This window comes from Salinicoccus roseus (genome assembly GCF_003814515.1).
Lineage (GTDB): Bacteria > Bacillota > Bacilli > Staphylococcales > Salinicoccaceae > Salinicoccus > Salinicoccus roseus.
In genome coordinates this window covers 382,415-408,823 of the sequence record NZ_RKQJ01000001.1, presented here as the reverse complement: position 1 = coordinate 408,823, position 26,409 = coordinate 382,415, and the positions used below count along the sequence as shown (strand labels likewise).

Genomic DNA, 26,409 nt, shown 5'->3' with positions numbered 1-26,409 from the left:
TTCATATTGACACCACCGTTTATAGTGTATATATTATATATACACAGTATATATGGAGGTGAAGTGATTGGATATAAAATTATCCAACCGGAGCGATGTCCCGATATATGAGCAGCTGAAGAATGAAATCATACGCCTCATCATGACGGGCGCATTGAGGCCGGGTGATCCTTTATTGTCGATGCGTAGGCTGGCCAAGGAACTGAGCATCAGCATCATCACGACGAAGCGGGCATACCAGGACCTCGAAGCTGCCGGATATGTATATTCGGTCGTCGGAAAGGGCACATACGTCAGTGAACAGAATAACGAAAACAAAAGGGAACAGCTCTTGATTGAAGTCGAAAAGAAATTGGAGGAGTTGCTTTCAACAGCGAAGAAAATAGATTTGTCCATCGACGAACTGGTGGAAATGATGAAGGTGATGGAGGAGGATCAATGATGGATGCTGTTACAGTCAAAGAATTGGATAAGTATATGGGCAGATTCAGATTGAAGGATATCAACCTCAGCCTAAGGAAAGGGTATATCACTGGTCTGATCGGAGAGAATGGATCGGGAAAATCCACACTGATTCATCATATGCTGACGTTGAAGAAGCAGGACGAGGGGCGGATCAGCATACTGGATAAGGATCCTGAATTGGAAAGGGAAGAGCTGCTGAACCGTATCGGTCTGGTATTTGCCGAAGACCGCTTTCCGCAGAACCTCAGTCCAAAAAAACTGAATCGGCTTTTGAATATCTACTATATCAATTGGCATGCTGATACATTCTTTGCATATCTGGAAAGGTTCAATGTGGATGCCACAAGCAAAGTCAAATTCCTGTCTACAGGAGAAAAGGTGAAATTGTCAATTGCGATTGCCTTAAGCCATGAAGCCGAACTGCTGATTCTGGACGAGCCAACGTCGAACCTTGACCCGACTTTCAGGATGGAACTGCTGGATATACTGCAGACACTCATGATGGACGAAGATATCACGATACTCTTCAGTACACATATCACGACGGATCTCGAGAAGATTGCCGACTACGTCGTAATGATCGATGACGGGGAAGTGCTTTTCGACATGGACAAGGATGTGCTCTTCGAGTCCTACAGGAAAGTAAAAGGAGATAGACAGATTGCGGCTGATGCAGGTGGACTGCTGATCGGTACAGCCACAAATGCACTCGGATTTGAAGCGATGACGAAAGAACCTCAGGCACTTAAGGAATTATATGGGGAGAAGGTATTGATTGAAGATCTGACGATGGACGAAATGATGTACTTCATAAAAAGGGAGAAGGGAGAGACGATCAATGGGTAAACAGCTCTACCTGAATCTATTCCAATCAAAATGGATATGGTACCTGGGAATCTTTACGATTCTCATGAACCTCCTCACAGCATTATCGTTTTCTGATTACAGAGGAAGCCTGATGCCCTTCATAAATATAATAAATGGTATCGCCGTGGTCTATACGACTTCAACGTACCTGAACATACACTATATGCTGAAGTCGGATGCCAACCACTACTTCTTTTTCACGCTGCCCAACACCAAGAGGAACATCATAAAGGGAGATTATATCTACTATATGGTGATGCTGGCTTTGACTGCCGCCATATTCGGCAGCTACATGACGATTATCCAGGAAACATACTATCTATATGGCTTTGTGATGCTGATTGGTATGAGCTTGATAGTAATGAGCCTCTACTATCTCGGGTTCGGCAAACACTGGCTGCGTTTTCTTACCACTGGATACGTCATCTATGGTGTGCCGATGCTGATGGCCTATCTGTTCCATTTCATGCCGCTGGTCAATGTCAACCAGCTTGACCGGGAACTGCCCGGAATGGATTTTTATCTTTATCATCTTCCCTTCTATACGCTTGTCGCAGGTATGGTACTCTTCATCATCAGTTACGCAATGAATCAGAGGAATATAACAAAGCACGATATGGTCTAGTTGCACCGGAACCTCATCGAAGGTTCCGGTTTTTGCCGTCATCTTGAATCGTGATGGAACATATCTCAACCAGTCATTTTACACTTGCCGGTTCCGGCAGTATGATGAATACAAATAGATGGGAGCAACCCGGGGATGGGCTGCTTTACCTGAAGGGGAGAGATAGTATGGAGAACCATTATGAAGTGATCATCGTTGGTGCAGGGTCCATGGGGATGGCCGCAGGGTACTACTTGGCTAAAAAGGGGGTCCGGACACTCATGATCGATGCCTTCGATCCGCCGCATTCAAACGGGAGCCATAGTGGGGATACCCGGCTCATCCGGCATGCCTGCGGTGAGGGTCTTGATTATGTGCCGCTCGCGATGCGTGCACAGGAGCTATGGGATGATCTTCAGACAAAAACATCGGAAACGATTTTCAGAAAGACGGGAGTACTGACATATGGACCGCCGCAGTCGGATTTTGTAGGCAGGGCGATTGAAGGGGGACGGGCATACGATTTGAATATCGAAACCCTGTCCGCCGATGAGATCAATCAGCGTTGGGCCGGCATCTCGATCGATGATGATCATGTTGGATGCTATGAGCCGGATGCGGGGGTACTGTTCAGCGAAAACAGCATCCGGACTTTCCGCAGGATTGCTCTGGAGAATGGTGCCGAGCTCAAGGTGAATGCACCGGTACAGGAAATAGAAGTGCATGAAGACTCCGCCAGAGTTTCGACGCATGATGCATCCTACACTTCAGACAAACTCATCATCAGCGGGGGTGCATGGAACAAGCGGATACTGGATGACCTCGGTCTGAATCTCAAGCTTACACCAAGCCGCCGGGTGATCGCCTGGTTCAATTCGGATGATGACCTTTACAGATCGGATAACTTTCCAGGCTTCTTCGCCGACCTGACGGACAGTGTATATTATGGGTTCCCATGCATTGATGGGGCTGGGCTGAAGGTTGGACGGTATGACAATGGAGAGGATATGGCACCCGAATATATGAACAGGGAATTCGGTGTCTACGATAAGGACGAAGGGGATCTGAGACGCTTCCTGGGTGCCCAGATGGAGCAGGCGAACGGCAGGCTAAATGTCGGAAAGGTATGCATATTCACAAATACACCGGATGAGCACTTCATCATCGACAAGCATCCTGAACATCCACATGTGGCCATCGCAGCCGGTTTCTCCGGGCATGGCTATAAATTTTCGAGCGTCGTCGGTGAGATTCTAGGCGACCTTGTCACTGAAGGAAGTACCAAACTCGACATTTCACTATTTTCTGCGACACGTCCCGCCATCCAGCAGCAGAGCATGGAAAAACTCTGAAATAGACAGGTTCAAGCATTTTATATCGGGACTTTTCAAATTCGTTGTATACTGCCTGAAACCTCATGTATAATGATTGGAAATTGATCGAATCATTCATGATGGGGGAGGGCCAGAATGGAAATCAAAGATCTGCGCATTTTCCAGAGCGTGGCGGAAGCAGGCAGCATCAGCAAAGGGGCAAAGGGATTGAATTTCGTCCAGTCCCATGTAACGGCACGGATCAAGGCTTTGGAGACGGAACTGGACACACAGCTTTTCCTGCGCCACAGCAGGGGGGCGACACTCACGTCGGAAGGGAGGAAACTGGAGGGCTATGCGCGGCAGATACTGGGCCTCATCGACGACATGGAAAAGGATTTCAAGGATATCGACAGCCCCACCGGCAGCCTGAACATCGGTACGGTGGAAACCATCGTCAAACTGCCGGACATCCTTTCCATGTTCCAGCGTACCTATCCCGGGACAACATTAGCCCTCACTTCTGATGTGACGGCCAATATAACTGCCCAAATACTGGACAGACACCTGGATGGTGCATTCGTCGCGAATTTTGAGCCGAATCCAAAAGTGAACAGGATAGAAATCTTCCGTGAGACACTCACCCTGGTATCGAGTTCGCCGGAAATCAGTCTGGACGAACTGAAGAATCAGCCGATGCTCGTCTTCAAAAAGGGGTGCAGCTATCGGGAGAATCTGGAGAGGTGGCTCATGGATGAAGGGGTGATGCACGCTAAAATCATGGAATTCGGCACCCTTGAGACGATCATCGGGAGTATACGTTCCGGGTTTGGCATCAGCCTTGTTCCAAAATCCACCGTACAGCCGCTCATCCAATCGGGGGAGGTCCATGCGCATGATATACCAGAAGCGTACAGTGATATCTCAACGGACTTCATATGGAACAAGGATGCCTATCTGACACGGACCATGGACAAGTTCATCCAGACCGTGCAGGCCTTTAAAATTCAGCAGACAAACTGAAGACGGCAGAAATGAAGCCCCCCGCAGCCAAATCGGCTGCGGGGGGCTTCTCCATATTATTTGTTGGCTGCTTCTTCTTTTTCCCTGCGTTCCTTCTCGTAGTGCTCTTCAGCGAGTATGTCGATTTCCTTCTTCAGTTCATCGACCATCGTTTCTTCAGGCACTTTACGTACCGTCTTGCCATGCATGAACAGGAGGCCTTCTCCACGGGCACCGGCGATGCCGATATCCGCTTCGCGTGCTTCACCCGGACCATTCACGGCACAGCCGAGCACTGCAACTTTTAGCGGTGCCTTGATTGTGGAAATATATTCCTCGACTTCATTCGCTATCGCAATCAGGTCGATTTCAATACGTCCACAAGTCGGACATGCGATGAGTGTCGCCGCATTGCTTGCGAGCCCGTAACTTTTCAGCAGTTCCTTTGCGACCTTCACTTCTTCGACCGGATCGGCAGAGAGTGAGATTCTCAGCGTATTGCCGATGCCTTTTGAAATGATTGCGCCGAGGCCTGCAGCACTCTTGACGGTGCCGGCGAAGAGCGTGCCGCTTTCGGTGATTCCAAGGTGCAGCGGATAATCGAATGCTTTTGCAGCCTTCTCATAGGCTTCGATGGCAAGGTTGACGTCGGAAGCCTTCATGGACACGATGATGTCATGGAAGTCAAGGTCCTCAAGGATCTTGATGTGGTGCAATGCGCTCTCCACCATGCCGTCGGCAGTAGGATAGCCGTACTTCTTGATGATATGTCTCTCCAGGCTGCCTGCATTGACACCGATGCGGATCGGAATGCCTTTTGCCTTGCAAGCTTCAACCACCGCTTCGACCTTCTCACGTTTGCCGATGTTGCCGGGGTTGATGCGGATTTTGTCTGCGCCGCCTTCTACGGCGAGCAGGGCAAGTTTATAGTCAAAATGAATGTCCACGACGAGTGGGATATTGATCTGTTTCTTTATTTCTGGGATGGCCAGTGCATCTTCTTCTTTTGGACATGCGACACGAACGACCTGGCATCCAGCTTCTTCCAGGCGGTGAATTTCCTTTACTGTCGCTTCGACATCATGAGTTTTTGTCGTTGTCATGCTCTGGATGATGATCTGATCAGCGCCGCCGATCGTCACATCGCCGACCTTTACCGGTCTTGTTTTGGTACGGTGTGTAATTTGAGACATAACCAAGCTCCTCATATTATATGATTCTCTAAATCAACTGTCATTATACTAGATTTCAGACGAAAATGTAAACGTTGCGCCTTGTGATTACGCTTTCACTTTGGGAAGTTTGGCGTAGTAGTGGTAATAGAAGGGCAGGGTGAGCAAGTAGAGCCACCAGAGCAGCGGTCCGGCTGTAAGCTGGATGGCGATCATCGGAACCAGGACGGCGACAGTGGCGAAAGTAGAGAATTTGAACCAGTTCATGAACCGCGACTTCTTCTTCATGAGCTGTGATATCAGGTGCAGCACGTAGATGCCGGCAGAAAGGAAGATGACTGCAAAGAACATGATGACGGCCACAAAGAAGACGATGTAGACGAGGACATAGAAGTACAGGCTGGATGTCTGCTGCTCTATGAAGGTTTCGAGGTCCTCATCCGTTTCGACCTGGCTGATATATGAATAGTCGAAGCCCGAATTCTGGACATCCCTGATGTAGATGCCATCTTTCAGGAATCCGATGAGGATGCTGGAACTTTCGTCCTTCATCTCATCCGTGGTCATATCTTCACTGAAGAGGATATCGTTCCCCCGGATTGAAACTGTCTCCGTCTCTCCGACATATTCACCATCCACGATGCGGAAATCGGGTATTTCGGACTCCAGGTTTCCTAGGCCCGATGTCGCATTGACACTCTGGAAAAGTGAGATGATGTTCGGCAGGGCGATCAATATGGATATGATCATTATATTGATGAGCATGTGCTTGAAGTTGGCTGTCCTGAACAGGGGATACTTCTTGAAGGTCAGCAGCCGTTTGAAAAAAGTGAAATACTTCATTGTGTAACGCTTCCTTTTTGATGAAATGCATGTATTCAAGTCGGATTTTCAGCCAAAGGTCTGAAAAATCACTCTATATCAGGCAATACATTTGTTATTTTAACACCGAATTGATATATTTGGTATGTAAACAATTAACTATGGAGGGGAATTAACTATGGCTTTTGAACTACCAGAACTACCTTATGCTTATGATGCATTGGAACCACACATCGACAAAGAAACTATGGAAATTCACCACACAAAGCATCATAACACTTATGTGACCAAACTCAATGATGCTGTCAAAGGAACGGAATTCGAGAACAAATCCATCGAGGACGTAATCAAGAATCTCGATTCTGTACCAGAAGACAAGAAGACAGCAGTGAGAAACAATGGCGGCGGTCATTTGAACCACTCACTATTCTGGGAACTTCTCTCTCCTGAATCCAAAGAGGTTTCCGGTGAAGTTAAAGATGCAATCGAATCCAAATTCGGATCTGTCGACAAGTTCAAGGAAGAATTTGAAGCAGCAGGCGCAGGCCGATTCGGTTCAGGCTGGGCTTGGCTGGTTGTAAACAATGGTGAACTCGAAATCGTGTCCACTCCAAACCAGGACAACCCTGTCACAGATGGCAAGACACCAATCCTTGGTGTGGACGTATGGGAGCATGCGTACTATCTGAAGTATCAGAACAAACGTCCGGAATACCTGAAAGCATTTTGGAACGTAGTCAATTGGGATAAAGTAAACGAACTCTACAGCAAAGCAAAATAAGCTGTCGATCTAAGAGTGGGGACTCCCACTCTTTTTTTATTTGATTTTTAAATGTTCCCCCTCCATTATGTGGTAGAATGACTGTACATATTTTTAATTGGATAAGGAATGAGTTGGATTGAAACGAGCGAAAACTAAAAGCCTTGAAACTATAAACAGGCAAATTATGAAATCAAGGATCAATATCATCATGCTGCTTGTATTTCTCCTTTGCCTGCTGCTCATATTCCGATTGGGCTATCTTCAGATCGTTCAAGGGGATACATACCAGGAAGAAGTTGAAAATGCCCAGTTCGTCGAGATCAACCAGAGTGTTCCGCGGGGCGAGATATATGACAGGAACGGCAATCTGTTGGTAGGCAACGCCTCAAAGAAAGCCGTTTACTTTACACGGCACAGGAACATGTCATCCGGAGAAATCATGGATGTGGCAGTTGAACTCAGCGGTTATCTCGATATGGAGACGGAGAACCTTTCCCTGCGCGACAAGCAGGACTACCTCATCAACCGCTATCCGGATGAGGTGGAGAACCTGATGGCCGAAGAGAAGACGCTTCTTGATAACGGTAATATCTCACAGGAGCAGTTCAATCAGGAACTCTACCAGCGCATTGACGAAGAACAGGTTTCCTCAGTCCTTACGGAGGAGGATTTGAATACAATCGCAATATATGTCGAAATGGTCAATGCACGGGAGCTCAATCCCACGGTCATCAAGAGCGAAGGGGTGACCGAAGAGGAATTTGCCGAAATAAATGAATCGCTCGAACTGCTCGACGGTATATCTACAGGAATGGATTGGGAAAGGGACTACCCATACGGGGAAACCCTGCGGGCCGTCCTTGGAGAAGTGTCTTCCTCAGAGGAAGGCCTTCCAAAAGAGCTGCTCGACCATTATATGGCCCGTGGATATTCCCGGAACGACAGGGTAGGGAAGACCTATCTCGAATACCAGTACGAGAATGTGCTCAGGGGCGAGAAGGAGCAGGTCAAATACTCGACCGACAAGTCCGGGGAGATCATCAGCCAGGAAGTGGTCAAGGAAGGCGAGCCGGGCGATGACCTCTACCTTACGGTGGATATCGATCTGCAGCTTGAACTTGAGGAACTTGCAGAGCATCATCTTACATCATTGAGAAGTATGGCTGAAGAGATCCAGCAACGGAACAGCCGGAGCGGGGAAATCGACTATACGATCATCCCGGAATACCTCAACACGGTCGTCCTGGTGGTACAGGATCCGAATAATGGGGATGTGCTGGCCATGGTCGGAAAACGCCTTGATGACAAAGGGGAAGTCGTCGACTATCATTACGGTGCACTGACTTCGACTTATGCCGTGGGATCCTCCGTAAAGGGTGCCACAGTGGCGACTGGCTATCAGAACGACGTCATCGAAGCCGGCGAGACGCTTGTCGATGAGCCGCTTGAATTTGCTGACGGGACCACAAAAAGTTCCTTCTTCAACAGGGACGGCAAGGTTGCCATCGACGATCAGGAAGCATTGATGGTCTCCTCCAACGTCTACATGATGAAGATAGCGATGGGGATTGCCGGCATGGAGTATCAGCCGGGCATGTCCCTCCCGAATGATGTCACAGAGGCTGGCCAGACATTGCGGAATGGCCTCAGCCAATTCGGCCTTGGCGTTTCAACCGGCATCGACCTCCCGAATGAAGCCAGGAGTCTGACACCTGAATTCAACAACAATCCCAGCAGCTATCTCGACCTGTCCATCGGACAGTATGATACGTATTCAGCACTCCAGCTGTCACAGTACGTTTCGACGATTGCCAATGGAGGCAACAGGGTGGGGCTTCATATGGCCAAGGAAGTTCGTGAAGGGGATACGAACGAGGAGGGCGCCATCCTCCAGTCCTTCAATGGAAAAGTGCTGAACACGGTTGAGTTTTCACCTGCAGAACTCGCCCAGATCCAAGATGGCTTCTTTGACGTATTCAACACCCATGACACTGCTACCGACCGCTACGGTACCGGGTGGGATGCCTACCATGAACTAGAGCCCAAGGCAGCCGGCAAGACGGGGACTGCAGAAGCACATTTCAATGGGGATCCCATATTGAACCAGACATACACAGGATATGCGCCTCACGATGACCCGGACATGGCATTCTCGGTCATCTTCCCAAACATGCCATACACAGTGCCGTTCTTCCCGGCTCAGTATCTGGGCAGGGACGTCATCAACAAATACTACGAATTGTACCATGAAGAAGCGGCAGTCGCCCCTTACGAATATAATACGAACGACTTCTATTCTAAACTTGTATACGGCAGCTATTAGAATGACACCACCGGTGACGGAACCCCGTCACCGGTGGTGTTTTTTTATATTTACACAATCTTTACAAACCATTCATTCCAAATTTACATTCATTCGGTAGAGTAGTGCTTGTAGGAAATACAACACTTAATTTATTGGAGGAGTTCGGGTAATGAAAAAGAGTATCTTTATGGCTGCATTGCTGATGAGCCTGGTATTCATTCTGGCAGCATGCGGAGGCGGCAATGCAAGTGATCCATCTGAAGAAAGTACAGAGGGCAGCAACGGAGAAGCGACGGAAGGATCTGAAGCGAATGCGGAAGAGGGTGGCTCCCTGTCAGGCAGCGTTACTGGTGACGGATCATCCACAGTTGCACCAATCCTCGAACTGATAAATGAAGATTTCAATGCCGAGTATCCGGAAGTTCAGGTTTCCATCGGCGTATCCGGTACAGGCGGAGGCTTCGAGAAATTCGTAGCTGGCGAGACGGATTTCCAGAACGCCTCCCGTGAAATCAAGGAAGAAGAAGTTTCTGCACTGGAAGAAGCAGGCATCGACTTCACTGAATTCAAAGTTGCGAACGACGGCCTGACGGTTGCAGTCAATACGGAGAATGATTTCGTCGACTACCTGACTTTCGAAGAGCTGAAGACGATCTACAGCGGCGAAGCTGAAACTTGGAGCGATGTCCGTGATGAATTCCCTGATGAGGAAATCACAGCTTACGCGCCGGATCAGTCACACGGCACACACGACTTCTTCAAGGAAGCGGTCATGGAAGATGGCGATATCACAGCTGAATTGAACCAGGACACGAACGTCATCTCCCAATCCGTGGCAAGCAGCGAAGGTGCGATTGGATTCTTCGGATATAACTACTACATGGTGAACCAGGAAAATCTGAAAGGTGTTCCACTTCAAGGTCCTGAAAGTGAAGAGCCTGTTGAAGTCACTGAAGAGACTGTCATGAGCTATGAGTATCCGTTAGCACGTCCACTGTTCGTATACGCCAAGAATGAATCCCTTGAAAATAACGAGTCATTCATGCAGTTCATGGAATTCACCCTCAACAATGCTTCATCTGCAGCAGAAGAGGCTGGATATGTTCCGCTGACTGAAGACGAGATGCAGGAACAGAAGGACAAGCTCGAAGCGTTCAAGTAGGCACTTGACCAATAAAAGGAACTGGACGGGGCCTTCCCGTCCAGTTTAAAGTATTTTGAAACGAGGTTCATTATGAGTGATTATAATATTCGTGAAATGATAGACAACAAAAAGGGCAGACGGAGTACGGTCTTCATAGAGAAGGCAGTGCCGGTCATCCTGCTCCTCATTACATCGGTGTCCGTACTGACGACCATAGGCATCCTTGTCACCTTGCTGTCCGAGACGGTAATGTTCTTCACCCGGGTCTCCCCAGTGGAATTCCTGACTTCCACCGAGTGGTCTGCTTTCAGCTCTGACCCTGAGTGGGGTATTTTTGCCCTGATCATGGGAACAATGAAGATCACTGTGATTGCAGTCGCATTTGCAGTGCCGATCGGACTCGGAGCCGCAATCTACCTGAGTGAATATGCAAGCGACCGGGTGCGCCGTACAATCAAACCGATACTCGAAATCCTTGCCGGCATACCGACTGTCGTCTATGGGTTCTTCGCATTGACTTTCGTCACGCCTCTGATCAGGGGCATCTGGCCTGAAGTCAACCTTTTCAACGCGATCAGTCCAGGGCTTGTCGTCGGCGTGATGATCATCCCGATGATCGCAAGCCTGAGTGAGGATGCGATGAGTTCCGTTCCGAATACCATGCGTGAAGGGGCGCTTGGCCTCGGCTCGACAAGGCTTGAGATGGTATTCAAGGTCGTCCTGCCTGCTGCGGTTTCTGGCATCATGGCCTCGATCGTTCTTGCAGTATCCCGGGCAATCGGCGAGACGATGATCGTTTCCATTGCTGCAGGGAGTACACCAAATGCAAGCCTGAACATCATGGAGTCCCTCCAGACGATGACGGGCTTCATCGTCCAAGTGGCGTCTGGCGACGCGACCTATGGCAGTGACGTCTACTTCAGCCTCTATGCCGTCGGCATGACGCTGTTCGTCTTCACACTGCTGATGAACGTGATTGCACAATGGTTCTCACGGAAGTTCAGGGAGGAATATTAAGATGGAACTGATTGATAAAAAGACGATAGGAAAGAAACTGAATGGACGGCTTCTGCTCAACAAGGTGCTGAAGTACATCTTTCTTCTGTGCACCCTCGTTGGACTGGTCGTCCTGGCAACCCTGCTGATCGACACGATCATCGATGGCTGGAGCTACTTGACGACCGACTTCTTCACGAATTTCAGCTCGAGCCGCCCTGAAAACGCAGGCATCAGAGGTGCCCTGATCGGTACTTTGTGGCTGATGGCAACTACAGCACCCATCGCAATCATCCTGTCTGTAGGTACAGCCCTATATCTGGAGGAATATGCTCCAAAAAATAAGCTTACAGACTTCATAAAGATAAACATCTCCAATCTTGCGGGCGTTCCTTCAGTCGTGTTCGGTCTGCTCGGCCTTACGCTGTTCGTCAGAATGGCCGGACTCGGAAATTCCGTCCTTGCTGCGGCACTGACGATGTCGCTCATGATCCTGCCTGTAATCGTTGTGGCTTCCCAGGAGGCCATCCGGTCGGTACCCTCCTCCATCCGTGAAGCATCCATCGGCATGGGGGCAACAAAATGGCAGACGATCACCCGGATCATCCTCCCCGCCTCATTGCCGGGGATCATCACTGGAATCATTTTGGCACTCTCCCGTGCCATAGGAGAGACGGCGCCGCTCGTCGTCATCGGCATACCGACGATCCTGCTGTTCACACCGACAGGCGTATTCGATACATTCTCAGCCCTGCCGATGCAGATATTCTCATGGGTCAAAATGCCGAATCCGGAATTCCAGTCCATTACAGCGGCAGCGATACTCGTGCTTCTGTTCATCCTTTTCCTGATGAACTCCGTAGCAATATATATAAGGAATAAATACTCTAAGCGTTTTTAATCTGGAGGCTTTAATATGACTTTGACAAAAGTAAAAGAGGAAAAAGACATGAAAATAATAAATGACACGGCAACCCGGGAACATCCGGCGGACATCGAGACGGTGCAGCAGTCCCAGCCTGTATTCCAGGCGAAGGACTTCAACCTGTGGTATGGGGACAACCATGCCCTGCAGAATATCGACCTTGACTTCAACAGGAACGAAATCTCCGCAATCATCGGGCCTTCCGGCTGTGGGAAATCCACTTTCATAAAAGCCCTGAACCGCATGGCGGAACTCGTACCCATCGTCCGGACGGAAGGGGACATCCTCTACAGGGATCAGAGCATCTTCGACAAGTCGCTGACTGTGGAGGAACTGCGCACAAAAGTGGGCATGGTCTTCCAGAAGCCGAATCCATTCCCGAAATCCATCTACGACAATGTCGCCTACGGTGCACGGGTGCACGGCATACGCAATAAAAAGGTGCTGGATCAGGTGGTGGAGAAAAGCCTGAAGGGCGCAGCCATCTGGGATGAAGTGAAGGACAGGCTGGGTGATAACGCCTATGGACTTTCCGGCGGTCAGCAGCAGAGGATCTGCATTGCCCGCGCACTGGCGATTGAACCGGATGTCATACTGATGGATGAACCGACAAGCGCCCTCGACCCGATTTCCACAACCAAAATCGAAGATCTGATGCAGGAGCTGAAGAAGGACTACAGCATCATCATCGTCACGCACAATATGCAGCAGGCCGCGAGGATTTCAGATCGCACTGCATTCTTCTATCAGGGCCACGTCATCGAATACGACAGAACAAATGTCATCTTCGAGAAACCGAAGGACCAGCGCACGGAAGACTATGTTTCAGGCAGGTTCGGGTAAGTATGACATACCGCGGAAAATTCTCCGATGAAATGCGGAGGCTGTATGACAATGTCAACTCGCTGGGATATGAGTGCTATGACCGTCTGAAAGGGAGCACCTCCATACTTTCAGGCGATAACACTGATGATGCGCGGCGGTTGGTTGCTGACGATCTCAGGATCAACAGGCTGGAAGAAGAGATCAATACACAGGCAATCAACCTGATAACGACCCAGCAGCCTGTAGCCACAGACCTCAGACTCATCATTTCGAGCATCAAAGTGGCCGATGACCTCGAACGCATCAGCGATAACATCAGCAATCTGGGAGAGGTGCGGAAGCGGGTGCGCATCACCAATGAAAGGCTTTTGCTGCGCTTGTCCACGATGGAGCGCCTTGCACTGCTGATGCTGGCCGATGTAAAGACTGCATATGACACCAGCGATGTCGACCTGTGTACAGAAATCATCACTCGGGATGAGGACATCGATGCACTCTTCGTCCAGATCACCACATCGGATATTTTTGAAGAGACCGATGCCTTTTTGACAGGGCAGAGCCAATTGTGTGCGAAATACCTTGAACGGATCGGGGATCATATAAAGAATATGGCGGAACATGTCTTCTATGTACTTACGGGGGACAAACACGAAAGCAGAAAACAGATGAACTAGATCCTGGAATACTCCAGGATCTTTTTTCTGTACGCTAATTTCAGGCTATGGCTTTTTCTTTGCTGTGATGAAGATTATAATGGATATGATATGTCAACTACTACATAAGAAATGGGGCATTAAAATGAGCAAAAAAACTCTGCGCAAGGAAATGATATCCACGCTCTCTTCCATGGATGAGCAATATAAGAAGGAAAATGAAGAGACACTCAAATCAAGGCTGCTCGATTATATAGAGAAGCATGATATCGGGTCGGTCGGCATCGTCCTGGCCATGCCGCACGAAATGGATACGGATGACATCATCAGCCACCTCGTAAGACAAGGGAAGCTGGTATATACGCCCGTATGCGAATACAGCAGCAAGCAGTTGAACTTCTGCAGGTTCACCTCATTCGATAAAGTCACGAAGGATGAGAAGAACCTGCGTGTTCCCGAAAATACGGAAGATGTAAACAACAGTCCCGATCTCATCGTCGTACCAGGGTTGATCTATTCTGAAGAGGGCTACCGCATCGGATATGGCGGCGGCTTCTATGACAGGTTCCTGAGCCACTATGATGGACTGAAAGTTTCCCTGCTGTTCGAGGAGCAGCTCGGTGAAGTAGTTGTGGAGCACCACGACATACCTGTGGACCTCCTGATCACACCGGAGCGGATCATCGACGCAGAAGCGAAGAGGGAGAATGATGCATAATATATGGCATATCGCCTACGAAGTTTCACGCTATACAGGTTATTCTTTCTTCAGGTATGACAATTCCCGCGATGCCATATGGCTGAAGGATTCCAAGAAAAGGGCACTCATGTGCCTCTCCAGCGTCTATATCGCTGAAGAGGAGCTGGATGAGGAAATGTACTACCTCGAGAATATGAACCATCTTTTCTCAAAGGACATGGATATTTCATTGATTGAAAGCTACCACATGGCTGAAGAAAAGCATGTGAAGAAGTACAGGCAGGGCGGTACGAAGATCATACAGAAGGGGATTACGGATGCAAAGTCCATCGTAAACAATCCCTTCTTCAGGATGGACCTCCAGTATAAGAAGCCGAAAGATGCAGGATATTACCAGCGCAGGCTGATGAGCCGGCATCCATTCGAGAAGTTCATGATCAAGTTTACACCCATGACCTACCTGCTTGTATGCATCAACCTGCTGGTGTTCCTCTTCAATCTGGCAGCAATCCATCTTTGGGACTCCTATAACCTGACATATATGATGGCGCTGAGCCATTACAATGTGATTGCGGGGGACTTCTACCGGCTGCTGAGCAGCAGTTTCCTGCACATCACTGTCGACCATTTCCTCTTCAATATATTCGCACTCTATATACTGGGCAAATTCGTTGAAAGCATCTTTGGCGGATGGCGGCTGCTGATTGCATATGTCATCACCGGAGTCACCTCCAGCCTGTTCTCGCTGATGTTCGTGACGGAAGGCATTTCACTCGGTGCGAGTGGTGCAGTCTATGGGCTGCTGGCGATAATCGTCGTCCATCTCCTTGTGAACGGGCGTCTGAGCACAAGGCTGCTGATTCAGATTGCCGCCGTCTTCATCGTGGTCTCACTGTTTTCCCAGCTCATATCGAACGTGAATCATTATGCACATGTCGGCGGCCTGCTGTTCGGTGCATTGCTGGGTGTGCTCTATCATCCTAAAAGGTTCAGCAGCAAATGGCGCATCATAGCACTTGCGCTGCTCACCGGCCTATCGGTGCTTTCCTTCATGGTCATGCATCAGAAGGAATCCTCTCATCCATTGACAACCCAGGCGATGGAGTACATCGATGAGGGGGAATACGACGCTGCACTCGATATCCTCAATCAATCCATACGGACGAACAACGAGACGGCGGCCACCTATCATGCCCTCGGGCTGATTGCCGAGTATCATGGAGATATGGAGCAGGCACGTCATTTCCATGACATCAGCTGGGAGCTCGATCCAGATGCAGAGCAGGTTGCCCGCCACAGGCTCATGCAGCTTCGGAAAGAGAGGAATTATGAGGAGATGGCACGTATTTTGGGCAATTTCAATACGGAAACGATAGACGATCCACAGTTGAAGCAGATTGCCGAGGAGTTCGACAATGGCTAAGGATCTGACATACATCAACAAGCTGCTGCTCCGTTACGGCATTTATGTATACGACAAGGATATGGGGAACATGCTCACTCTCATGGAGATGGAAATAAAGGAATTGTATAGCCATGGACTCATATCGAAGGAAGAATATATAGAAGCAGTACTGATTTTGAAACGACGGAAAGAGGGATGAACATGAAGCATATATTGGCAACTGATATTGGAGGTACGACATGCAAGATGGGTGTATTCACACCTGAACTGGAACTGTTGCATAAATGGGAGATTCAAACGGATACTTCGGATGAAGGTGGCAGGATACTCGGGAATATCCATCAATCCTTCCAATCGGAAGGCTACAGCCCTGAAGATACCATTGGGGTTGGACTTGGTGTTCCGGGACCTGTGGACTTCAATAATGGGATACTGAACGGAGCCATAAACCTGAACTGGATGCATCGCAAGCCGATTGCCGCAGAGTTCGAGGCTTTGAGCGGCATGAGTACGATCGTCGACAATGATGCAAATGTGGCTGCCCTCGGAGAGCAGTTCAAAGGTGCCGGGATGGGGCACAAGGATGTCGTCATGGTGACACTCGGTACCGGTGTTGGTGGAGGCGTCGTCTCGAACAGCCTGCTCATCCATGGACATGGAGGCGCTGCCGGTGAGATCGGCCACCTGCTGGTCGACTACGACCAGCGTTTCCAGTGCAACTGCGGAAAAAAAGGCTGCCTGGAGACGGTGGCTTCCGCAACTGGAATGAAGAATCTTGCGATGTTCTATCATCATGAACATAAGGGCACCCGTCTCGATATGGCGATCGAAAATGGCACCGTGTCGGCCAAAATGATCGTGGAGGCGGCACAGGAGGGCGACGCGCTCGGTCTCCGGGTGATTGATGAAGTTGCGCAGTATATCGCAATCGCCCTCAGCCACATCTCTGCTGTAACAAACCCCAAATACTTCATCATCGGCGGAGGGGTCAGCCGCGCCGGCCGGATATTGACGGAACGGATAGAAGCGCACTACAGGCCGATCACATTCCCGCCTGCATATGAGAACACCGAAATTGTCATGGCGGAACTCGGTAACGATGCCGGTATTTATGGTGCGGCGCGTCTGGTGAAGCAATATCTGACATAATTAAAAAGGGAGCACAATTGTGCTCCCTTCTTTTTATAGGAAATCGCTGATGCTGTAGCTTTCGGAAAAGCCGAAGTTGTCGGAGGTGATGATGCGCTGGGCAACATAGGCCACCACTTTCGGCGGATAGAGACGATTGGATTCCTTATATTTTTTGAATGTTTCAAGGTCGGGGAAATCATCCGGATCAGCAGAACGGATCTCACCCTGCATGTCCGTGTCTATGACCCCTGGACGGTAGGTTGCTGTAAAGATCGGATAGTCGAGGCGGTCCATCTCCTGGCGCAGCACATCGCTCACCATATTCACAGCGGCCTTCGAACTGCAGTAGGCAGCCCATCCTTCCATCGGGTTCAGTGCGGCACCGCTGGAAACCGTAAGTATGCGCTTCGCCGCCTGCAGGTCACTGAAGGCATTTACATACCCCTTCATGAGAAGGGCGGGGGCGAGGACATTTATCTTGTAGTTGTCCATAAAGCCCTGTGCGTCCATGTTGGCGATCGATTTGACCGGGTTTACAGTGCCGGCATTATTGATCAGGTAGATTTCATCTCCTTTTTCCGGCTCGATCGAATTGAATATTTCAGGAACCTTCTCTTCCAATGCCTGCTCATCCAGGAAGTCCACATGGAATTCCCTATACAGTTCAATATCCGTTTCAACTTTCGAACGGGAAATGCTGATGATGCGGTCCTCCCTGAATATATCGAGCAGTGCGTGCCCGAGCCCGCGGGTTGTGCCTGTAATGAATACATATCTCATTGATCATCTCTCCTTCTGTGTTGAATCAAGTATAAATAAAGGAAAAACCTTTGTAAAATATAAAACATGCATAAAAATGAATAAATATGCTTGATTTAGAATCTTTATAATGCTATCATTCTAATCATTACATTAATCAATATTAAAAAATTATAGAGGTGACCGAAATGAAGGAAAAAGTGGTATTGGCATATTCAGGTGGTTTGGATACAAGTGTAACCATCCAATGGTTCATTGATAAAGGATACGATGTCGTGGCAGTCTGCCTGGACGTTGGAGAAGGAAAAGACCTTGATATCGTTCATCAGAAGGCTTTGGATATGGGCGCAATCGAATCCCATGTCATCGATACGACGAAGGAATTCGCTGATGAGTTTGTTGCATATGCAATCTACGGCAACTCGATGTATGAAGGGAAATATCCGCTGGTCTCTGCGCTGAGCCGTCCGCTCATCTCGAAGAAGCTTGTCGAGATAGCGCATGAAGCGAATGCAGACTACGTGGCGCACGGATGTACAGGTAAAGGGAACGACCAGGTGCGCTTCGAAGTGGCGATACAGGGACTGGATCCGACACTCAAGGTGCTTGCACCTGTACGCGAATGGACATGGAGCAGGGAAGAAGAAATCGATTATGCAAAAGAGAAGAACATTCCAATTCCAATCAATCTGGATTCCCCTTATTCCATCGACCAGAATCTCTGGGGCAGAAGCAACGAATGCGGCGTGCTGGAAGATCCTTGGAACAAGCCGCCGGAAGATGCCTATGACCTCACAAGCAACATCGCTGACGCACCGGACGAAGCAGAAGAGCTCGTACTCACTTTCAAAGAAGGGCTCCCGACTGCAATCAATGGTGCCTCCTATGACCTGGATGACCTCATCATCAAGCTCAACGAAATTGCAGGTGCACATGGGGTTGGAAGAATCGACCACGTCGAGAACAGGCTCGTCGGCATCAAATCCCGTGAAGTCTATGAAACACCGGGTGCCAAAGTGATTCTCACAGCGAAACATGATCTCGAGACGATCACCCTCACGAAGGATATCGCACACTTCAAACCGGTCATCGAACAGAAGTTTGCTGAACAGGTATACAACGGCCTATGGTTCTCCCCGCTGTCCGATTCATTGAGGAAGATGCTCAAGGATATGCAGCAGCCTGTCAATGGCGAAGTCCGCGTCGAATTGTACAAAGGAAACGTCACTGTTACCGGCAGACGTTCAGACAACAGCCTCTACAACGAAAAACTGGCGACCTACACGAATGAAGATGCCTTCAACCAGGATGCTTCCGTTGGATTCATAGAGATCTTCGGACTTCCGACAAAAGTGAAATCCATGCTCGAAAGCGGAGTGAAGCTTTATGACTAAGAAGGCCTGGGGCGGCAGATTTCAAGGCGAGGCCCTGGAGTGGGTGGATGCATTCAATGCATCCATCCATTTTGATAAGGTGCTGATTGAAAAGGATATCACCGGAAGCATTGCACATGCTACGATGCTCGCAGCGCAGGGCATCATTACAGCAGAGGAAAGGGACAAGATCATAGAAGGTCTGAAATCGGTGCTGGATGATTATGATGCAGGACGTCTTGAATTTTCCGTCCAGCATGAAGACATCCATATGAATGTCGAACATGCCCTGATCTCCAAAATAGGCGAAGTGGGTGGCAAGCTGCATACTGCACGCAGCAGAAATGATCAGATCGCCACAGACATGCACCTCTACATCAAAGAGAAGGCATATGAAATCATCGAGGGCATCGAGACGCTCCAATATACGATACTCAACCTTGCCAAGGAGAATATCCATGTCGTCATGCCGGGCTATACACATCTGCAGCGTGCGCAGCCCGTGTTGTTCTCGCATCACATAATGGCCTACTTCTGGATGCTCAAAAGGGACAAGGACCGTTTCAACGATTCACTGGCGCGCATCGACCTTTCACCGCTTGGCGCCGGTGCGATCAGCGGGACGACGTTCGATATAGACCGCGAACAGACCCAGGAGCTCCTTGGTTTCTCGGACATCTATCAGAACAGCATGGATGCTGTAAGTGACCGGGACTATATCATCGAAACGCTGTCCAACATCAGTCTCGTCATGGTCCACCTTTCGAGATTATCGGAGGAGATCATCTTCTGGATGAGTGAAGAGGCCAACTTCGTCCAGCTGTCCGATCAGTTCACGACGGGCAGTTCCATGATGCCGCAGAAGAAGAACCCTGATATGGCTGAACTGATCCGCGGCAAAAGTGCGCGTACGACAGGGGCGCTTACAAGCATGCTTATGCTCGTCAAGGGCCTGCCGCTCACCTACAACAAGGACCTTCAGGAAGATAAGGAAGGGGTATTTGATGCAGTGACGACGGTTACGGGATCCCTACGCATCATGACGGGGATGCTCGAAACGATGACGATAAACGAGGATGTGCTCGAACAGACCGTCGAAAAGGACTTCTCCAATGCTACGGAACTGGCCGACTATCTCGTGGAGAAGGGCGTGCCGTTCAGGAAGGCCCATGAAGTGGTCGGCGAACTGGTCTTGAAATGCATCAACGACAGCAAATATCTGAAGGATCTATCCCTCGCAGAATTTCAGGCGCACCATCCGTCCATCGATGAGGACATATATACTGTACTGACACCAAAAGTTGTAGTCGACAGAAGGAAGAGCCTTGGCGGAACTGGTACGGAAGCGGTTGAAAAGCAGCTTTCTGCAGCCGAGGCCACACTGTCCATATAGTAAAATAAAAAGGCAAACCCACACTGGGTTTGCCTTTTTTGATACATGCGGATGGATCTAGTGTGCCAGATCCGGATAACCGTATGTAAAGATGGTAGCAATTGCGAAAAATCCAAATGTAATGACTGTAGCAAAGCTGAATAGAACAGCCAGCAGGTTCCTGTTCTTGACTGCAGCCACAAGTCCCCATACGCCGACGATCGCAATCATCAGCATGAGTACCGAAAAAGCGTTGACTCCTATATGGATGGTAATACCGCCAATTTCAAACAGTTCACCAGTATCGATGAATGGCATTTTGCTCAACCTCCAATGTTCTCTTTATTCTCATATATATTGTATAATTAAAACGTAGCTTTGTCGAGTGGATTTTAAGGAGGGACCAGCATGAAGATTAAAGTATTACCATTGGGACCATTGGAGACGAACTGCTATATTCTAGAGCATGAAGATGAAGTGCTGATCATCGACCCGTCAGGGGACGCAGATGAAATCATCAGTGCAGTCGAAGAGGGGCAGACGGTGAAGGCAGTACTGCTGACCCATGCACACTTCGATCATATCGGCGCACTTGATGAGGTCGCGTCCCATTTCGGGGTCGATGTATGGATAGGCAGGGAAGAGCAGGACTGGCTCGGTGATGCCTCGAAGAATGGATCAGGAAAGTACAGGGATATGGGGCTCGAGCTCATCGAATCCTCCATAACTCCAGAAATCATTGGAGAGGGGGAACGCCGGATTGGCAGCTTCAAGTTCCAGGTGCTGCATACACCAGGGCATTCACCCGGCAGCATGAGCTTCCTGTTTGAAGATTTCATCGTCTCCGGCGATGTCCTGTTCAATGGCGGCATCGGCCGGACCGACCTGTATCAGGCGAATCACCTCACCCTGCTGAACAGCATCAGGGAGAAGCTCTACACCCTTGATGATGACCTGACCGTGTATCCGGGACATGGTCCGGAAACGACGATCGGTGAAGAGAAGACCGGCAACCCTTTTGTCAGGGCATAGGTAAAATAAAGAACCAGGCAGATGATATCTGCCTGGTTCTTTATTAGTGCTGGTTACCGAAACTCGGCTCGAGCAGGAAGGTTGTGAAGTATGTAAAGCCTACAAAGAAAAAGACCAGGTATGCAGCAAATACATACATATACATTCTTTCAGTGAGCTTCATGTAGCCGAGTAGAATGAAGAATCCAGTTTGAGCGATGAAGAACAACGTCATCATCATCATGTCACCGACATAGAACAGGATTGCAAACATTGCAGTCCAGAACCCCAATGTCTTGAATAACTTATCCATAGGAACAGTCCTTTCATCGTTACTTAACATATCATAGTCAATTATAAATAAATTGCATATCAAAGTAAATACTTATCGGTATAAATGTAATGTAACCCATTTCCATTAATCCCTATTATACAGCAAATCAAACACCATAATGCAAAAATCCATCATTTATTTCAGAAAAAATCAAAACGCCCCTTTTGCTCCATATATAGGGTAGGAGGTGAATGATGAAACAGCTGGTTGAAGAGATATTGAAAGATGCAATGCATCAGAATGCCACGGACATCCACCTGACGCTTGAGAGCGCAATGGGTCTGGTCAGGATAAGGAAGGCGGGGGAGATGCACCCCCTAAAAGAAATGACGGTTGAGACATATCGGAAATCCGTGAATTATCTGAAGTTCATAGCAGAGCTTGACATCAATGAACACAAGGCTCCCCAGAGCGGTCGGACGGCAATCAATATTGAAGACACAGTGCTGAATGTCAGGGTCAGTACACTCCCGATCTCCCTGATGAACGAAATCGTCGTCATCCGTGTGCTCAATGCGATGGAGGGCCGTCCTTCATCCGCGTTGTTCGACTCGCCCGGAGATTATGATTTCTTCCTGCCGTATCTGGGGCGTCAGCAGGGGCTGATCCTTTTTACCGGACCTACAGGATCGGGGAAATCCACACTCATGTACAGGCTTATACAGGAAGTGGCCGCATCCGGCAGGCGGCAGATCATCAGCATCGAAGATCCGATCGAATATGAGCTTGATGGTCTGATCCAGGTGGAAATCAACGAAAAAGCGAACATCGACTATGCACCGCTCCTGAAAGGCGTGCTCCGATGCGATCCGGATATCATCATGTTCGGCGAAATCAGGGATGCCACCATCGCCTCCCAGCTTCTTAAGGCAAGTCTTTCAGGGCACCTGGTGCTCAGCACCTTCCACAGCAGGTCGGCAGTCAGTACATTGAGCCGCCTGAAGGATTATGGCCTCTATGACGAAGAGATTCTGCAAAGCATCTCACTGATCGTTAATCAGCGCATCATCTATACAGGGGGTGGAAGCTTCATCATCTATGAATCACTCGACAACAGCCAGATCGAAACTTTGTTGAAGGGCGGCACCATACGGCATCAGACGATAGTGGACAAGATCGATGCCCTCCATCTTGCGGGGAGGCTCACAGAAGATGAACATCTTTCATATGTGGAGAAATTCAAATAGACTCGGAAAATATGATGCCCATTTTCTCATGAAAGTTGCAGACCTCCTCGAAGTCGGCTTCACACTCAAACAGGCCCTTGTGTTCCTGATTGAACAGTATGATGTACTGAAGCCGCAGCAGCAGGACGAGTATCTGGATATGGTCAATTCAGGCAGCAGCCTGAGCAGCATATTGAAGGCGATGGGGTACAGGGACGCCATCGTCATCCAGGTCTCCTTCGCCGAGATCCATGGAGAGGTGCTTGCAAATTTGAGGGATTCATCCGCCTACTTGAAGAATGTCAGGCAGACGACTGCCAAGCTGGTCAAGTCACTGCAGTATCCGATGCTCCTCGTCGCAATATTCCTCACTATACTCATTACACTCAACTTCACTGTGATCCCCCAGTTCAAAAGCCTCTATTCAGCGATGGGGACAAGTTCTGAAGGAATCGTAAAGATGCTCATCATGGCTCTTGAGGCCCTCCCGCTTGCGATACTCATCTTTGTGTTCGCAGTCATGCTTGCCGGAAGCATCATACTGTATCTGCTGAATATGAAGGACATCGAACGGAAATCGAAGGTTCTGGCACGCCTCCCTTCCATCGGGTTCTTCTTCATCGGCTACCAGACATACCGGTTTTCCCGCGAGTTCGGCTATTTCCTGAATAACGGCCTGGAAGTGAAGGAGATCCTGGACCTATTCATACACCAGGAGATCAACCCTTATCTCCGCCACATCTCCAGGCGCATCGAGACAAAACTTCTGGCCGGGGACTCGCTTTCGCAGGCCCTTGCACACATCGAACTGCTGGACCCGAAACTGTCCATATTCGTCAATCACGGAGAGCAGAACAGCAGCGTAGGGAATGAACTCATCATGTTCAGCGAATACACCCTGGAGCGCCTGATCATGCGCATCGAGAATGTGACCAGGAAGGTGCAGCCTGTCATCTTCGTCATCCTGGGTGTCCTGATCATCTGCCTCTACCTGATCATCGTATTACCGATATTCCAAATGATGTCATCCATCAACTAGGAGGAAACAAATGAAAAAATCATGTGCAAAAAAATTAAAGAAGAATAACGATGCCGGCTTTACACTGATTGAAATGCTGCTTGTCCTTCTCGTCATATCCGTGTTGATCATCCTGATCATACCGAACATAGCGGCCCAGAGTGCGAATGTACAGGATACCGGTTGTGAAGCGCAGGTCCGCATGGTCCAGAGCCAAGTAGAAGCCTACACCCTGAACGAAGGGGGACCGCCGGCAACCATAGACAGTCTGGTCCCTGAATATTTGACGACTGATCAGGTCACATGTGCAAATGGGGATGCGATTGTGGTTACAAATGGGCAGGCGATACGCAGCGAGTGATGGGTTCACCATGCTTGAGATGATGCTGACGCTCTGCATCATCAGCGTCCTCATGCTGCTCAGCGTGGTGAACATGCCCTCGGATAAAGGGAGGAACATCGATTATGAGATTGAAACCATCGGCTATTTTCTCCAGAGTGCCCAGACGGGGGCGATGGGCAGCGGCATTCAGCAGATCGTTGAAATGGACCGCCTGGAACAGCGCCTCCTGATCCGCGGCAGAAATGGCCGGATCATCAGAACCTATCCCCTCGACATCTGTAAATTGAATTCTGGGGGCCTGGAGCGGATCATATTCAAATCCAATGGGGACACGGACAAATTCGGCACCATATCATTCGACTGTCTTAACCGGTCCGTAAGCTTCATTTTTCAGATACAGAGGGGGCGGTTCAGAATTGAAGGATAAAGGGTTCATGCTCGTCGACAGTCTGCTGGCGATGCTGATCTTCGGCATCATCATAAGCGTACTGATGCCTGCAGTGATGATGCTCGAACAGACGATGACGGAGTCGGAAGAGGCACTTGAATTCAACAGGCGGCTGTATCTCGAAATACTTTCACATGAAGATTTCGAAGCCTTCAGGAGGAGCACTTCTTCCTATATGATCCATGACAATCGGATCTGCAGCATAAAAAATGAAAAGCGGTGTGCCTATTTTGAATGAGCCGGGGGGATTCACCTACATTGAAGCACTGGTCAGCCTGTCCATCGCCGCTTTTGTCATGGCGCTCATGCCATCGATCCTCATGCAGTTTGATGCGGTACAGTCACCGAAAAAAGGCTTTGAAATGGATTTCTTCATCTTTGAAATTACAGAGGTGCATGAAGGAAGTACAGCTGTGGCTGCCGATGGCGAAAATGAAGTGATCACCTTCAAGACTGCAAAGGGCGACATCAGCTACCGCAAATATGGCAGCCGCATAGTCAAGAGTGTCGAAGGCAGCGGATTTGTGACCGTCATGTTCGAAGTGGAGCAGTTCAACCTGCGGGAAACCGATACCCATGTTGTCCTTACAGTAGCTTCGGGGGAGGGGGAGAACAGTGAAGCACTTCTTTTCACGAAATGATGCTTTCTTCAGCTTTTCCGTATACTTCATATTGCTATATCTGGTGGGGCTGTATTACCATTACCATAATAGGATGTTCATGATACTGGAAATACAATCGAGCTTCATAGAGATATATCAGATGCGGATTCAGGGACTGATGGACTAGGAGGAAAGATATGATACTTATAGGCTTCATGGGAAGCGGAAAAACGACAATTGCTGACGCTCTGGGTGAAAGGATGGACCTTCCGGTCATCGACCTGGATGAAGAAGTGGTAAAGCTCGCCGGCAGGGAGATTCCCCGTATATTTGAAGAGGAGGGGGAAGCAGGGTTCAGACAGAAGGAATTTGAGGCACTGTCACGGACCAGCAGGACCAGCGGCATCATCGCCACAGGCGGAGGTGTCGTTACATATGGCCGGTCCTACGATTTCCTCAAGAATACGGAACAGCCGGTGATCTATCTCCATGCGGACTTCGAGACGCTCTACCGACGGATCGAAGGGGATGAGAACCGGCCGCTGGTAAAAAGCAGGGATCAGGTCAAGGCACTCTATGAAGGACGCATAGAAAAATACCGGGCAGTTGCAGACCATGAGATGGATGCTTCACTTCAGGTGAATGAAGTGGTTTCGGACATTCTCGAAATAAAGTCGTGTTAGGGCTTACATTTTGTTTTTAAAAGCCTTGCTATTTTATCGATATAGGGGTTATAATGAGCTCGGATTAATAATTGAAAATTTTGCGATTGAACAGTGCTCGAGAGAACGAGTGATCGTCGCCGAAGGAGCAAACCTAGCAGGTGAATCTCTCAGGCAAAAGAACAGCACTGGGACGCATTCCTGAAGGAAATCAACAGGGCAGCTGATA

Annotated in this window: 32 protein-coding genes and 1 riboswitch; of the genes, 27 read left to right on the top strand and 5 right to left on the bottom strand. The window is 49.1% G+C overall.

Going from position 1 to position 26,409, the window contains the following annotated elements:
- The first annotated feature begins 67 nt into the window (after window positions 1–67).
- The 5 genes from EDC33_RS02215 to EDC33_RS02195 all read left to right on the top strand — a co-directional run bounded on the left by EDC33_RS02215 (window position 68) and on the right by EDC33_RS02195 (window position 4,272).
- On the top strand, window positions 68–442 hold the full coding sequence (locus tag EDC33_RS02215) for a GntR family transcriptional regulator (protein ID WP_094905616.1): 375 nt from the start codon (window positions 68–70) through the stop codon (window positions 440–442).
- On the top strand, window positions 442–1,311 hold the full coding sequence (locus EDC33_RS02210; RefSeq protein WP_170156340.1) for an ABC transporter ATP-binding protein: 870 nt from the start codon (window positions 442–444) through the stop codon (window positions 1,309–1,311). Before EDC33_RS02215 ends, EDC33_RS02210 begins: the two co-directional genes overlap by 1 nt.
- On the top strand, window positions 1,304–1,957 hold the full coding sequence (locus EDC33_RS02205) for a hypothetical protein (protein WP_124010039.1): 654 nt from the start codon (window positions 1,304–1,306) through the stop codon (window positions 1,955–1,957). The genes EDC33_RS02210 and EDC33_RS02205 overlap by 8 nt, the downstream gene beginning before the upstream one ends.
- Before the next feature lie 167 nt (window positions 1,958–2,124).
- Window positions 2,125–3,288, top strand: coding sequence for an N-methyl-L-tryptophan oxidase (solA, locus tag EDC33_RS02200; protein ID WP_094905613.1), 1,164 nt, complete (start codon window positions 2,125–2,127; stop codon window positions 3,286–3,288).
- Window positions 3,289–3,405: 117 nt separating this feature from the next.
- Window positions 3,406–4,272: a LysR family transcriptional regulator gene (locus tag EDC33_RS02195; RefSeq protein WP_094905612.1), complete on the top strand. Its 867-nt coding sequence runs from the start codon at window positions 3,406–3,408 to the stop codon at window positions 4,270–4,272.
- Between the two features lie 56 nt (window positions 4,273–4,328).
- On the opposite strand, the gene ispG is transcribed toward EDC33_RS02195, so the two are convergent.
- A complete protein-coding gene (ispG, locus tag EDC33_RS02190) occupies window positions 4,329–5,444 on the bottom strand; it encodes a flavodoxin-dependent (E)-4-hydroxy-3-methylbut-2-enyl-diphosphate synthase (protein WP_040104643.1) in 1,116 nt (371 codons plus the stop codon).
- 87 nt (window positions 5,445–5,531) lie between these two features.
- Complete coding sequence (locus tag EDC33_RS02185) at window positions 5,532–6,266, bottom strand: DUF1189 family protein (RefSeq protein WP_124010038.1); 735 nt, start codon at window positions 6,264–6,266, stop codon at window positions 5,532–5,534.
- Between the two features lie 157 nt (window positions 6,267–6,423).
- Here EDC33_RS02185 and EDC33_RS02180 point away from each other — a divergent pair, with 157 nt between their 5' ends.
- The 11 genes from EDC33_RS02180 (at window position 6,424) to EDC33_RS02130 (ending at window position 17,110) form a co-directional block, all read left to right on the top strand.
- Window positions 6,424–7,026, top strand: coding sequence for a superoxide dismutase (locus tag EDC33_RS02180; protein WP_040104645.1), 603 nt, complete (start codon window positions 6,424–6,426; stop codon window positions 7,024–7,026).
- 166 nt (window positions 7,027–7,192) lie between these two features.
- The gene (locus EDC33_RS02175) at window positions 7,193–9,331 is read left to right on the top strand and encodes a peptidoglycan D,D-transpeptidase FtsI family protein (RefSeq protein ID WP_170156339.1); all 2,139 of its coding nucleotides are present in this window, start codon (window positions 7,193–7,195) and stop codon (window positions 9,329–9,331) included.
- Between the two features lie 151 nt (window positions 9,332–9,482).
- Window positions 9,483–10,475 carry a phosphate ABC transporter substrate-binding protein PstS family protein gene (locus EDC33_RS02170; RefSeq protein WP_040104647.1) on the top strand — a complete coding sequence of 331 codons (993 nt, stop codon included), beginning with the start codon at window positions 9,483–9,485 and terminating at the stop codon, window positions 10,473–10,475.
- A gap of 72 nt (window positions 10,476–10,547) precedes the next feature.
- Window positions 10,548–11,474: a phosphate ABC transporter permease subunit PstC gene (pstC, locus tag EDC33_RS02165; RefSeq protein WP_255620617.1), complete on the top strand. Its 927-nt coding sequence runs from the start codon at window positions 10,548–10,550 to the stop codon at window positions 11,472–11,474.
- 1 nt (window position 11,475) lies between these two features.
- On the top strand, window positions 11,476–12,354 hold the full coding sequence (gene pstA, locus EDC33_RS02160) for a phosphate ABC transporter permease PstA (RefSeq protein ID WP_040104649.1): 879 nt from the start codon (window positions 11,476–11,478) through the stop codon (window positions 12,352–12,354).
- Window positions 12,355–12,402: 48 nt separating this feature from the next.
- Complete coding sequence (gene pstB, locus EDC33_RS02155) at window positions 12,403–13,221, top strand: phosphate ABC transporter ATP-binding protein PstB (RefSeq protein WP_229716655.1); 819 nt, start codon at window positions 12,403–12,405, stop codon at window positions 13,219–13,221.
- Between the two features lie 2 nt (window positions 13,222–13,223).
- Window positions 13,224–13,877, top strand: coding sequence for a phosphate signaling complex protein PhoU (gene phoU, locus EDC33_RS02150; RefSeq protein ID WP_124010035.1), 654 nt, complete (start codon window positions 13,224–13,226; stop codon window positions 13,875–13,877).
- 124 nt (window positions 13,878–14,001) lie between these two features.
- Window positions 14,002–14,574: a 5-formyltetrahydrofolate cyclo-ligase gene (locus EDC33_RS02145; protein WP_124010034.1), complete on the top strand. Its 573-nt coding sequence runs from the start codon at window positions 14,002–14,004 to the stop codon at window positions 14,572–14,574.
- Window positions 14,567–15,979 carry a rhomboid family intramembrane serine protease gene (locus EDC33_RS02140; RefSeq protein WP_124010033.1) on the top strand — a complete coding sequence of 471 codons (1,413 nt, stop codon included), beginning with the start codon at window positions 14,567–14,569 and terminating at the stop codon, window positions 15,977–15,979. Before EDC33_RS02145 ends, EDC33_RS02140 begins: the two co-directional genes overlap by 8 nt.
- Window positions 15,972–16,160, top strand: coding sequence for a YqgQ family protein (locus EDC33_RS02135; protein ID WP_094905605.1), 189 nt, complete (start codon window positions 15,972–15,974; stop codon window positions 16,158–16,160). Before EDC33_RS02140 ends, EDC33_RS02135 begins: the two co-directional genes overlap by 8 nt.
- Before the next feature lie 2 nt (window positions 16,161–16,162).
- Window positions 16,163–17,110, top strand: coding sequence for an ROK family glucokinase (locus tag EDC33_RS02130; protein ID WP_124010032.1), 948 nt, complete (start codon window positions 16,163–16,165; stop codon window positions 17,108–17,110).
- A 33-nt stretch (window positions 17,111–17,143) separates the two neighbouring features.
- Here EDC33_RS02130 and EDC33_RS02125 read toward each other — a convergent pair whose 3' ends face one another.
- Complete coding sequence (locus EDC33_RS02125; protein WP_124010031.1) at window positions 17,144–17,872, bottom strand: SDR family NAD(P)-dependent oxidoreductase; 729 nt, start codon at window positions 17,870–17,872, stop codon at window positions 17,144–17,146.
- Window positions 17,873–18,039: 167 nt separating this feature from the next.
- On the opposite strand from EDC33_RS02125, the gene EDC33_RS02120 reads away from it, so the two are divergent.
- Window positions 18,040–19,245, top strand: a complete 1,206-nt coding sequence (locus EDC33_RS02120; protein WP_094905602.1) for an argininosuccinate synthase — start codon at window positions 18,040–18,042, stop codon at window positions 19,243–19,245.
- Entirely contained in the window at window positions 19,238–20,617 is a 1,380-nt protein-coding gene (gene argH, locus EDC33_RS02115; protein ID WP_124010030.1) for an argininosuccinate lyase, read from the top strand. Before EDC33_RS02120 ends, argH begins: the two co-directional genes overlap by 8 nt.
- Before the next feature lie 57 nt (window positions 20,618–20,674).
- On the opposite strand, the gene EDC33_RS02110 is transcribed toward argH, so the two are convergent.
- The gene (locus EDC33_RS02110; protein ID WP_094905600.1) at window positions 20,675–20,914 is read right to left on the bottom strand and encodes a DUF2759 domain-containing protein; all 240 of its coding nucleotides are present in this window, start codon (window positions 20,912–20,914) and stop codon (window positions 20,675–20,677) included.
- A 90-nt stretch (window positions 20,915–21,004) separates the two neighbouring features.
- On the opposite strand from EDC33_RS02110, the gene EDC33_RS02105 reads away from it, so the two are divergent.
- A complete protein-coding gene (locus EDC33_RS02105; RefSeq protein WP_124010029.1) occupies window positions 21,005–21,628 on the top strand; it encodes an MBL fold metallo-hydrolase in 624 nt (207 codons plus the stop codon).
- A 43-nt stretch (window positions 21,629–21,671) separates the two neighbouring features.
- On the opposite strand, the gene EDC33_RS02100 is transcribed toward EDC33_RS02105, so the two are convergent.
- Window positions 21,672–21,920 carry a DUF2626 family protein gene (locus tag EDC33_RS02100; RefSeq protein ID WP_031545000.1) on the bottom strand — a complete coding sequence of 83 codons (249 nt, stop codon included), beginning with the start codon at window positions 21,918–21,920 and terminating at the stop codon, window positions 21,672–21,674.
- 215 nt (window positions 21,921–22,135) lie between these two features.
- Between EDC33_RS02100 and EDC33_RS02095 the strand changes: the two genes are divergently transcribed.
- The 8 genes from EDC33_RS02095 to EDC33_RS02065 are packed head-to-tail and all read left to right on the top strand — an operon-like array spanning window position 22,136 to window position 26,201.
- A complete protein-coding gene (locus EDC33_RS02095) occupies window positions 22,136–23,128 on the top strand; it encodes an ATPase, T2SS/T4P/T4SS family (RefSeq protein WP_124010028.1) in 993 nt (330 codons plus the stop codon).
- The gene (comGB, locus tag EDC33_RS02090) at window positions 23,109–24,146 is read left to right on the top strand and encodes a competence type IV pilus assembly protein ComGB (protein WP_249036067.1); all 1,038 of its coding nucleotides are present in this window, start codon (window positions 23,109–23,111) and stop codon (window positions 24,144–24,146) included. The genes EDC33_RS02095 and comGB overlap by 20 nt, the downstream gene beginning before the upstream one ends.
- A 10-nt stretch (window positions 24,147–24,156) precedes the next feature.
- Window positions 24,157–24,486, top strand: coding sequence for a competence type IV pilus major pilin ComGC (gene comGC / locus EDC33_RS02085; protein ID WP_040104663.1), 330 nt, complete (start codon window positions 24,157–24,159; stop codon window positions 24,484–24,486).
- Window positions 24,461–24,895: a type II secretion system protein gene (locus EDC33_RS02080; protein ID WP_170156338.1), complete on the top strand. Its 435-nt coding sequence runs from the start codon at window positions 24,461–24,463 to the stop codon at window positions 24,893–24,895. The genes comGC and EDC33_RS02080 overlap by 26 nt, the downstream gene beginning before the upstream one ends.
- Window positions 24,885–25,154, top strand: coding sequence for a type II secretion system protein (locus tag EDC33_RS02075; protein ID WP_040104665.1), 270 nt, complete (start codon window positions 24,885–24,887; stop codon window positions 25,152–25,154). Before EDC33_RS02080 ends, EDC33_RS02075 begins: the two co-directional genes overlap by 11 nt.
- On the top strand, window positions 25,138–25,557 hold the full coding sequence (locus EDC33_RS02070) for a competence type IV pilus minor pilin ComGF (RefSeq protein ID WP_170156337.1): 420 nt from the start codon (window positions 25,138–25,140) through the stop codon (window positions 25,555–25,557). Before EDC33_RS02075 ends, EDC33_RS02070 begins: the two co-directional genes overlap by 17 nt.
- Window positions 25,532–25,705: a hypothetical protein gene (locus tag EDC33_RS12605; RefSeq protein WP_170156336.1), complete on the top strand. Its 174-nt coding sequence runs from the start codon at window positions 25,532–25,534 to the stop codon at window positions 25,703–25,705. Before EDC33_RS02070 ends, EDC33_RS12605 begins: the two co-directional genes overlap by 26 nt.
- Before the next feature lie 10 nt (window positions 25,706–25,715).
- Window positions 25,716–26,201, top strand: a complete 486-nt coding sequence (locus EDC33_RS02065) for a shikimate kinase (protein WP_124010024.1) — start codon at window positions 25,716–25,718, stop codon at window positions 26,199–26,201.
- An 86-nt stretch (window positions 26,202–26,287) separates the two neighbouring features.
- Window positions 26,288–26,376: riboswitch (glycine riboswitch) on the top strand.
- Window positions 26,377–26,409 lie beyond the last annotated feature (33 nt).

Bases quoted from the DNA above. Each gene is read 5' to 3' on its own strand.
- EDC33_RS02210 (WP_170156340.1), top strand. From the start codon at position 442: ATGGATGCTGTTACAGTCAAAGAATTGGATAAGTATATGGGCAGATTC.
- EDC33_RS02205 (WP_124010039.1), top strand. From the start codon at position 1,304: ATGGGTAAACAGCTCTACCTGAATCTATTCCAATCAAAATGGATATGG.
- solA (WP_094905613.1), top strand. From the start codon at position 2,125: ATGGAGAACCATTATGAAGTGATCATCGTTGGTGCAGGGTCCATGGGG.
- EDC33_RS02195 (WP_094905612.1), top strand. From the start codon at position 3,406: ATGGAAATCAAAGATCTGCGCATTTTCCAGAGCGTGGCGGAAGCAGGC.
- ispG (WP_040104643.1), bottom strand. From the start codon at position 5,444: ATGTCTCAAATTACACACCGTACCAAAACAAGACCGGTAAAGGTCGGC.
- EDC33_RS02185 (WP_124010038.1), bottom strand. From the start codon at position 6,266: ATGAAGTATTTCACTTTTTTCAAACGGCTGCTGACCTTCAAGAAGTAT.
- EDC33_RS02180 (WP_040104645.1), top strand. From the start codon at position 6,424: ATGGCTTTTGAACTACCAGAACTACCTTATGCTTATGATGCATTGGAA.
- EDC33_RS02175 (WP_170156339.1), top strand. From the start codon at position 7,193: ATGAAATCAAGGATCAATATCATCATGCTGCTTGTATTTCTCCTTTGC.
- EDC33_RS02170 (WP_040104647.1), top strand. From the start codon at position 9,483: ATGAAAAAGAGTATCTTTATGGCTGCATTGCTGATGAGCCTGGTATTC.
- pstC (WP_255620617.1), top strand. From the start codon at position 10,548: ATGAGTGATTATAATATTCGTGAAATGATAGACAACAAAAAGGGCAGA.
- pstA (WP_040104649.1), top strand. From the start codon at position 11,476: ATGGAACTGATTGATAAAAAGACGATAGGAAAGAAACTGAATGGACGG.
- pstB (WP_229716655.1), top strand. From the start codon at position 12,403: ATGAAAATAATAAATGACACGGCAACCCGGGAACATCCGGCGGACATC.
- phoU (WP_124010035.1), top strand. From the start codon at position 13,224: ATGACATACCGCGGAAAATTCTCCGATGAAATGCGGAGGCTGTATGAC.
- EDC33_RS02145 (WP_124010034.1), top strand. From the start codon at position 14,002: ATGAGCAAAAAAACTCTGCGCAAGGAAATGATATCCACGCTCTCTTCC.
- EDC33_RS02140 (WP_124010033.1), top strand. From the start codon at position 14,567: ATGCATAATATATGGCATATCGCCTACGAAGTTTCACGCTATACAGGT.
- EDC33_RS02135 (WP_094905605.1), top strand. From the start codon at position 15,972: ATGGCTAAGGATCTGACATACATCAACAAGCTGCTGCTCCGTTACGGC.
- EDC33_RS02130 (WP_124010032.1), top strand. From the start codon at position 16,163: ATGAAGCATATATTGGCAACTGATATTGGAGGTACGACATGCAAGATG.
- EDC33_RS02125 (WP_124010031.1), bottom strand. From the start codon at position 17,872: ATGAGATATGTATTCATTACAGGCACAACCCGCGGGCTCGGGCACGCA.
- EDC33_RS02120 (WP_094905602.1), top strand. From the start codon at position 18,040: ATGAAGGAAAAAGTGGTATTGGCATATTCAGGTGGTTTGGATACAAGT.
- argH (WP_124010030.1), top strand. From the start codon at position 19,238: ATGACTAAGAAGGCCTGGGGCGGCAGATTTCAAGGCGAGGCCCTGGAG.
- EDC33_RS02110 (WP_094905600.1), bottom strand. From the start codon at position 20,914: ATGCCATTCATCGATACTGGTGAACTGTTTGAAATTGGCGGTATTACC.
- EDC33_RS02105 (WP_124010029.1), top strand. From the start codon at position 21,005: ATGAAGATTAAAGTATTACCATTGGGACCATTGGAGACGAACTGCTAT.
- EDC33_RS02100 (WP_031545000.1), bottom strand. From the start codon at position 21,920: ATGGATAAGTTATTCAAGACATTGGGGTTCTGGACTGCAATGTTTGCA.
- EDC33_RS02095 (WP_124010028.1), top strand. From the start codon at position 22,136: ATGAAACAGCTGGTTGAAGAGATATTGAAAGATGCAATGCATCAGAAT.
- comGB (WP_249036067.1), top strand. From the start codon at position 23,109: ATGTGGAGAAATTCAAATAGACTCGGAAAATATGATGCCCATTTTCTC.
- comGC (WP_040104663.1), top strand. From the start codon at position 24,157: ATGAAAAAATCATGTGCAAAAAAATTAAAGAAGAATAACGATGCCGGC.
- EDC33_RS02080 (WP_170156338.1), top strand. From the start codon at position 24,461: ATGGGCAGGCGATACGCAGCGAGTGATGGGTTCACCATGCTTGAGATG.
- EDC33_RS02065 (WP_124010024.1), top strand. From the start codon at position 25,716: ATGATACTTATAGGCTTCATGGGAAGCGGAAAAACGACAATTGCTGAC.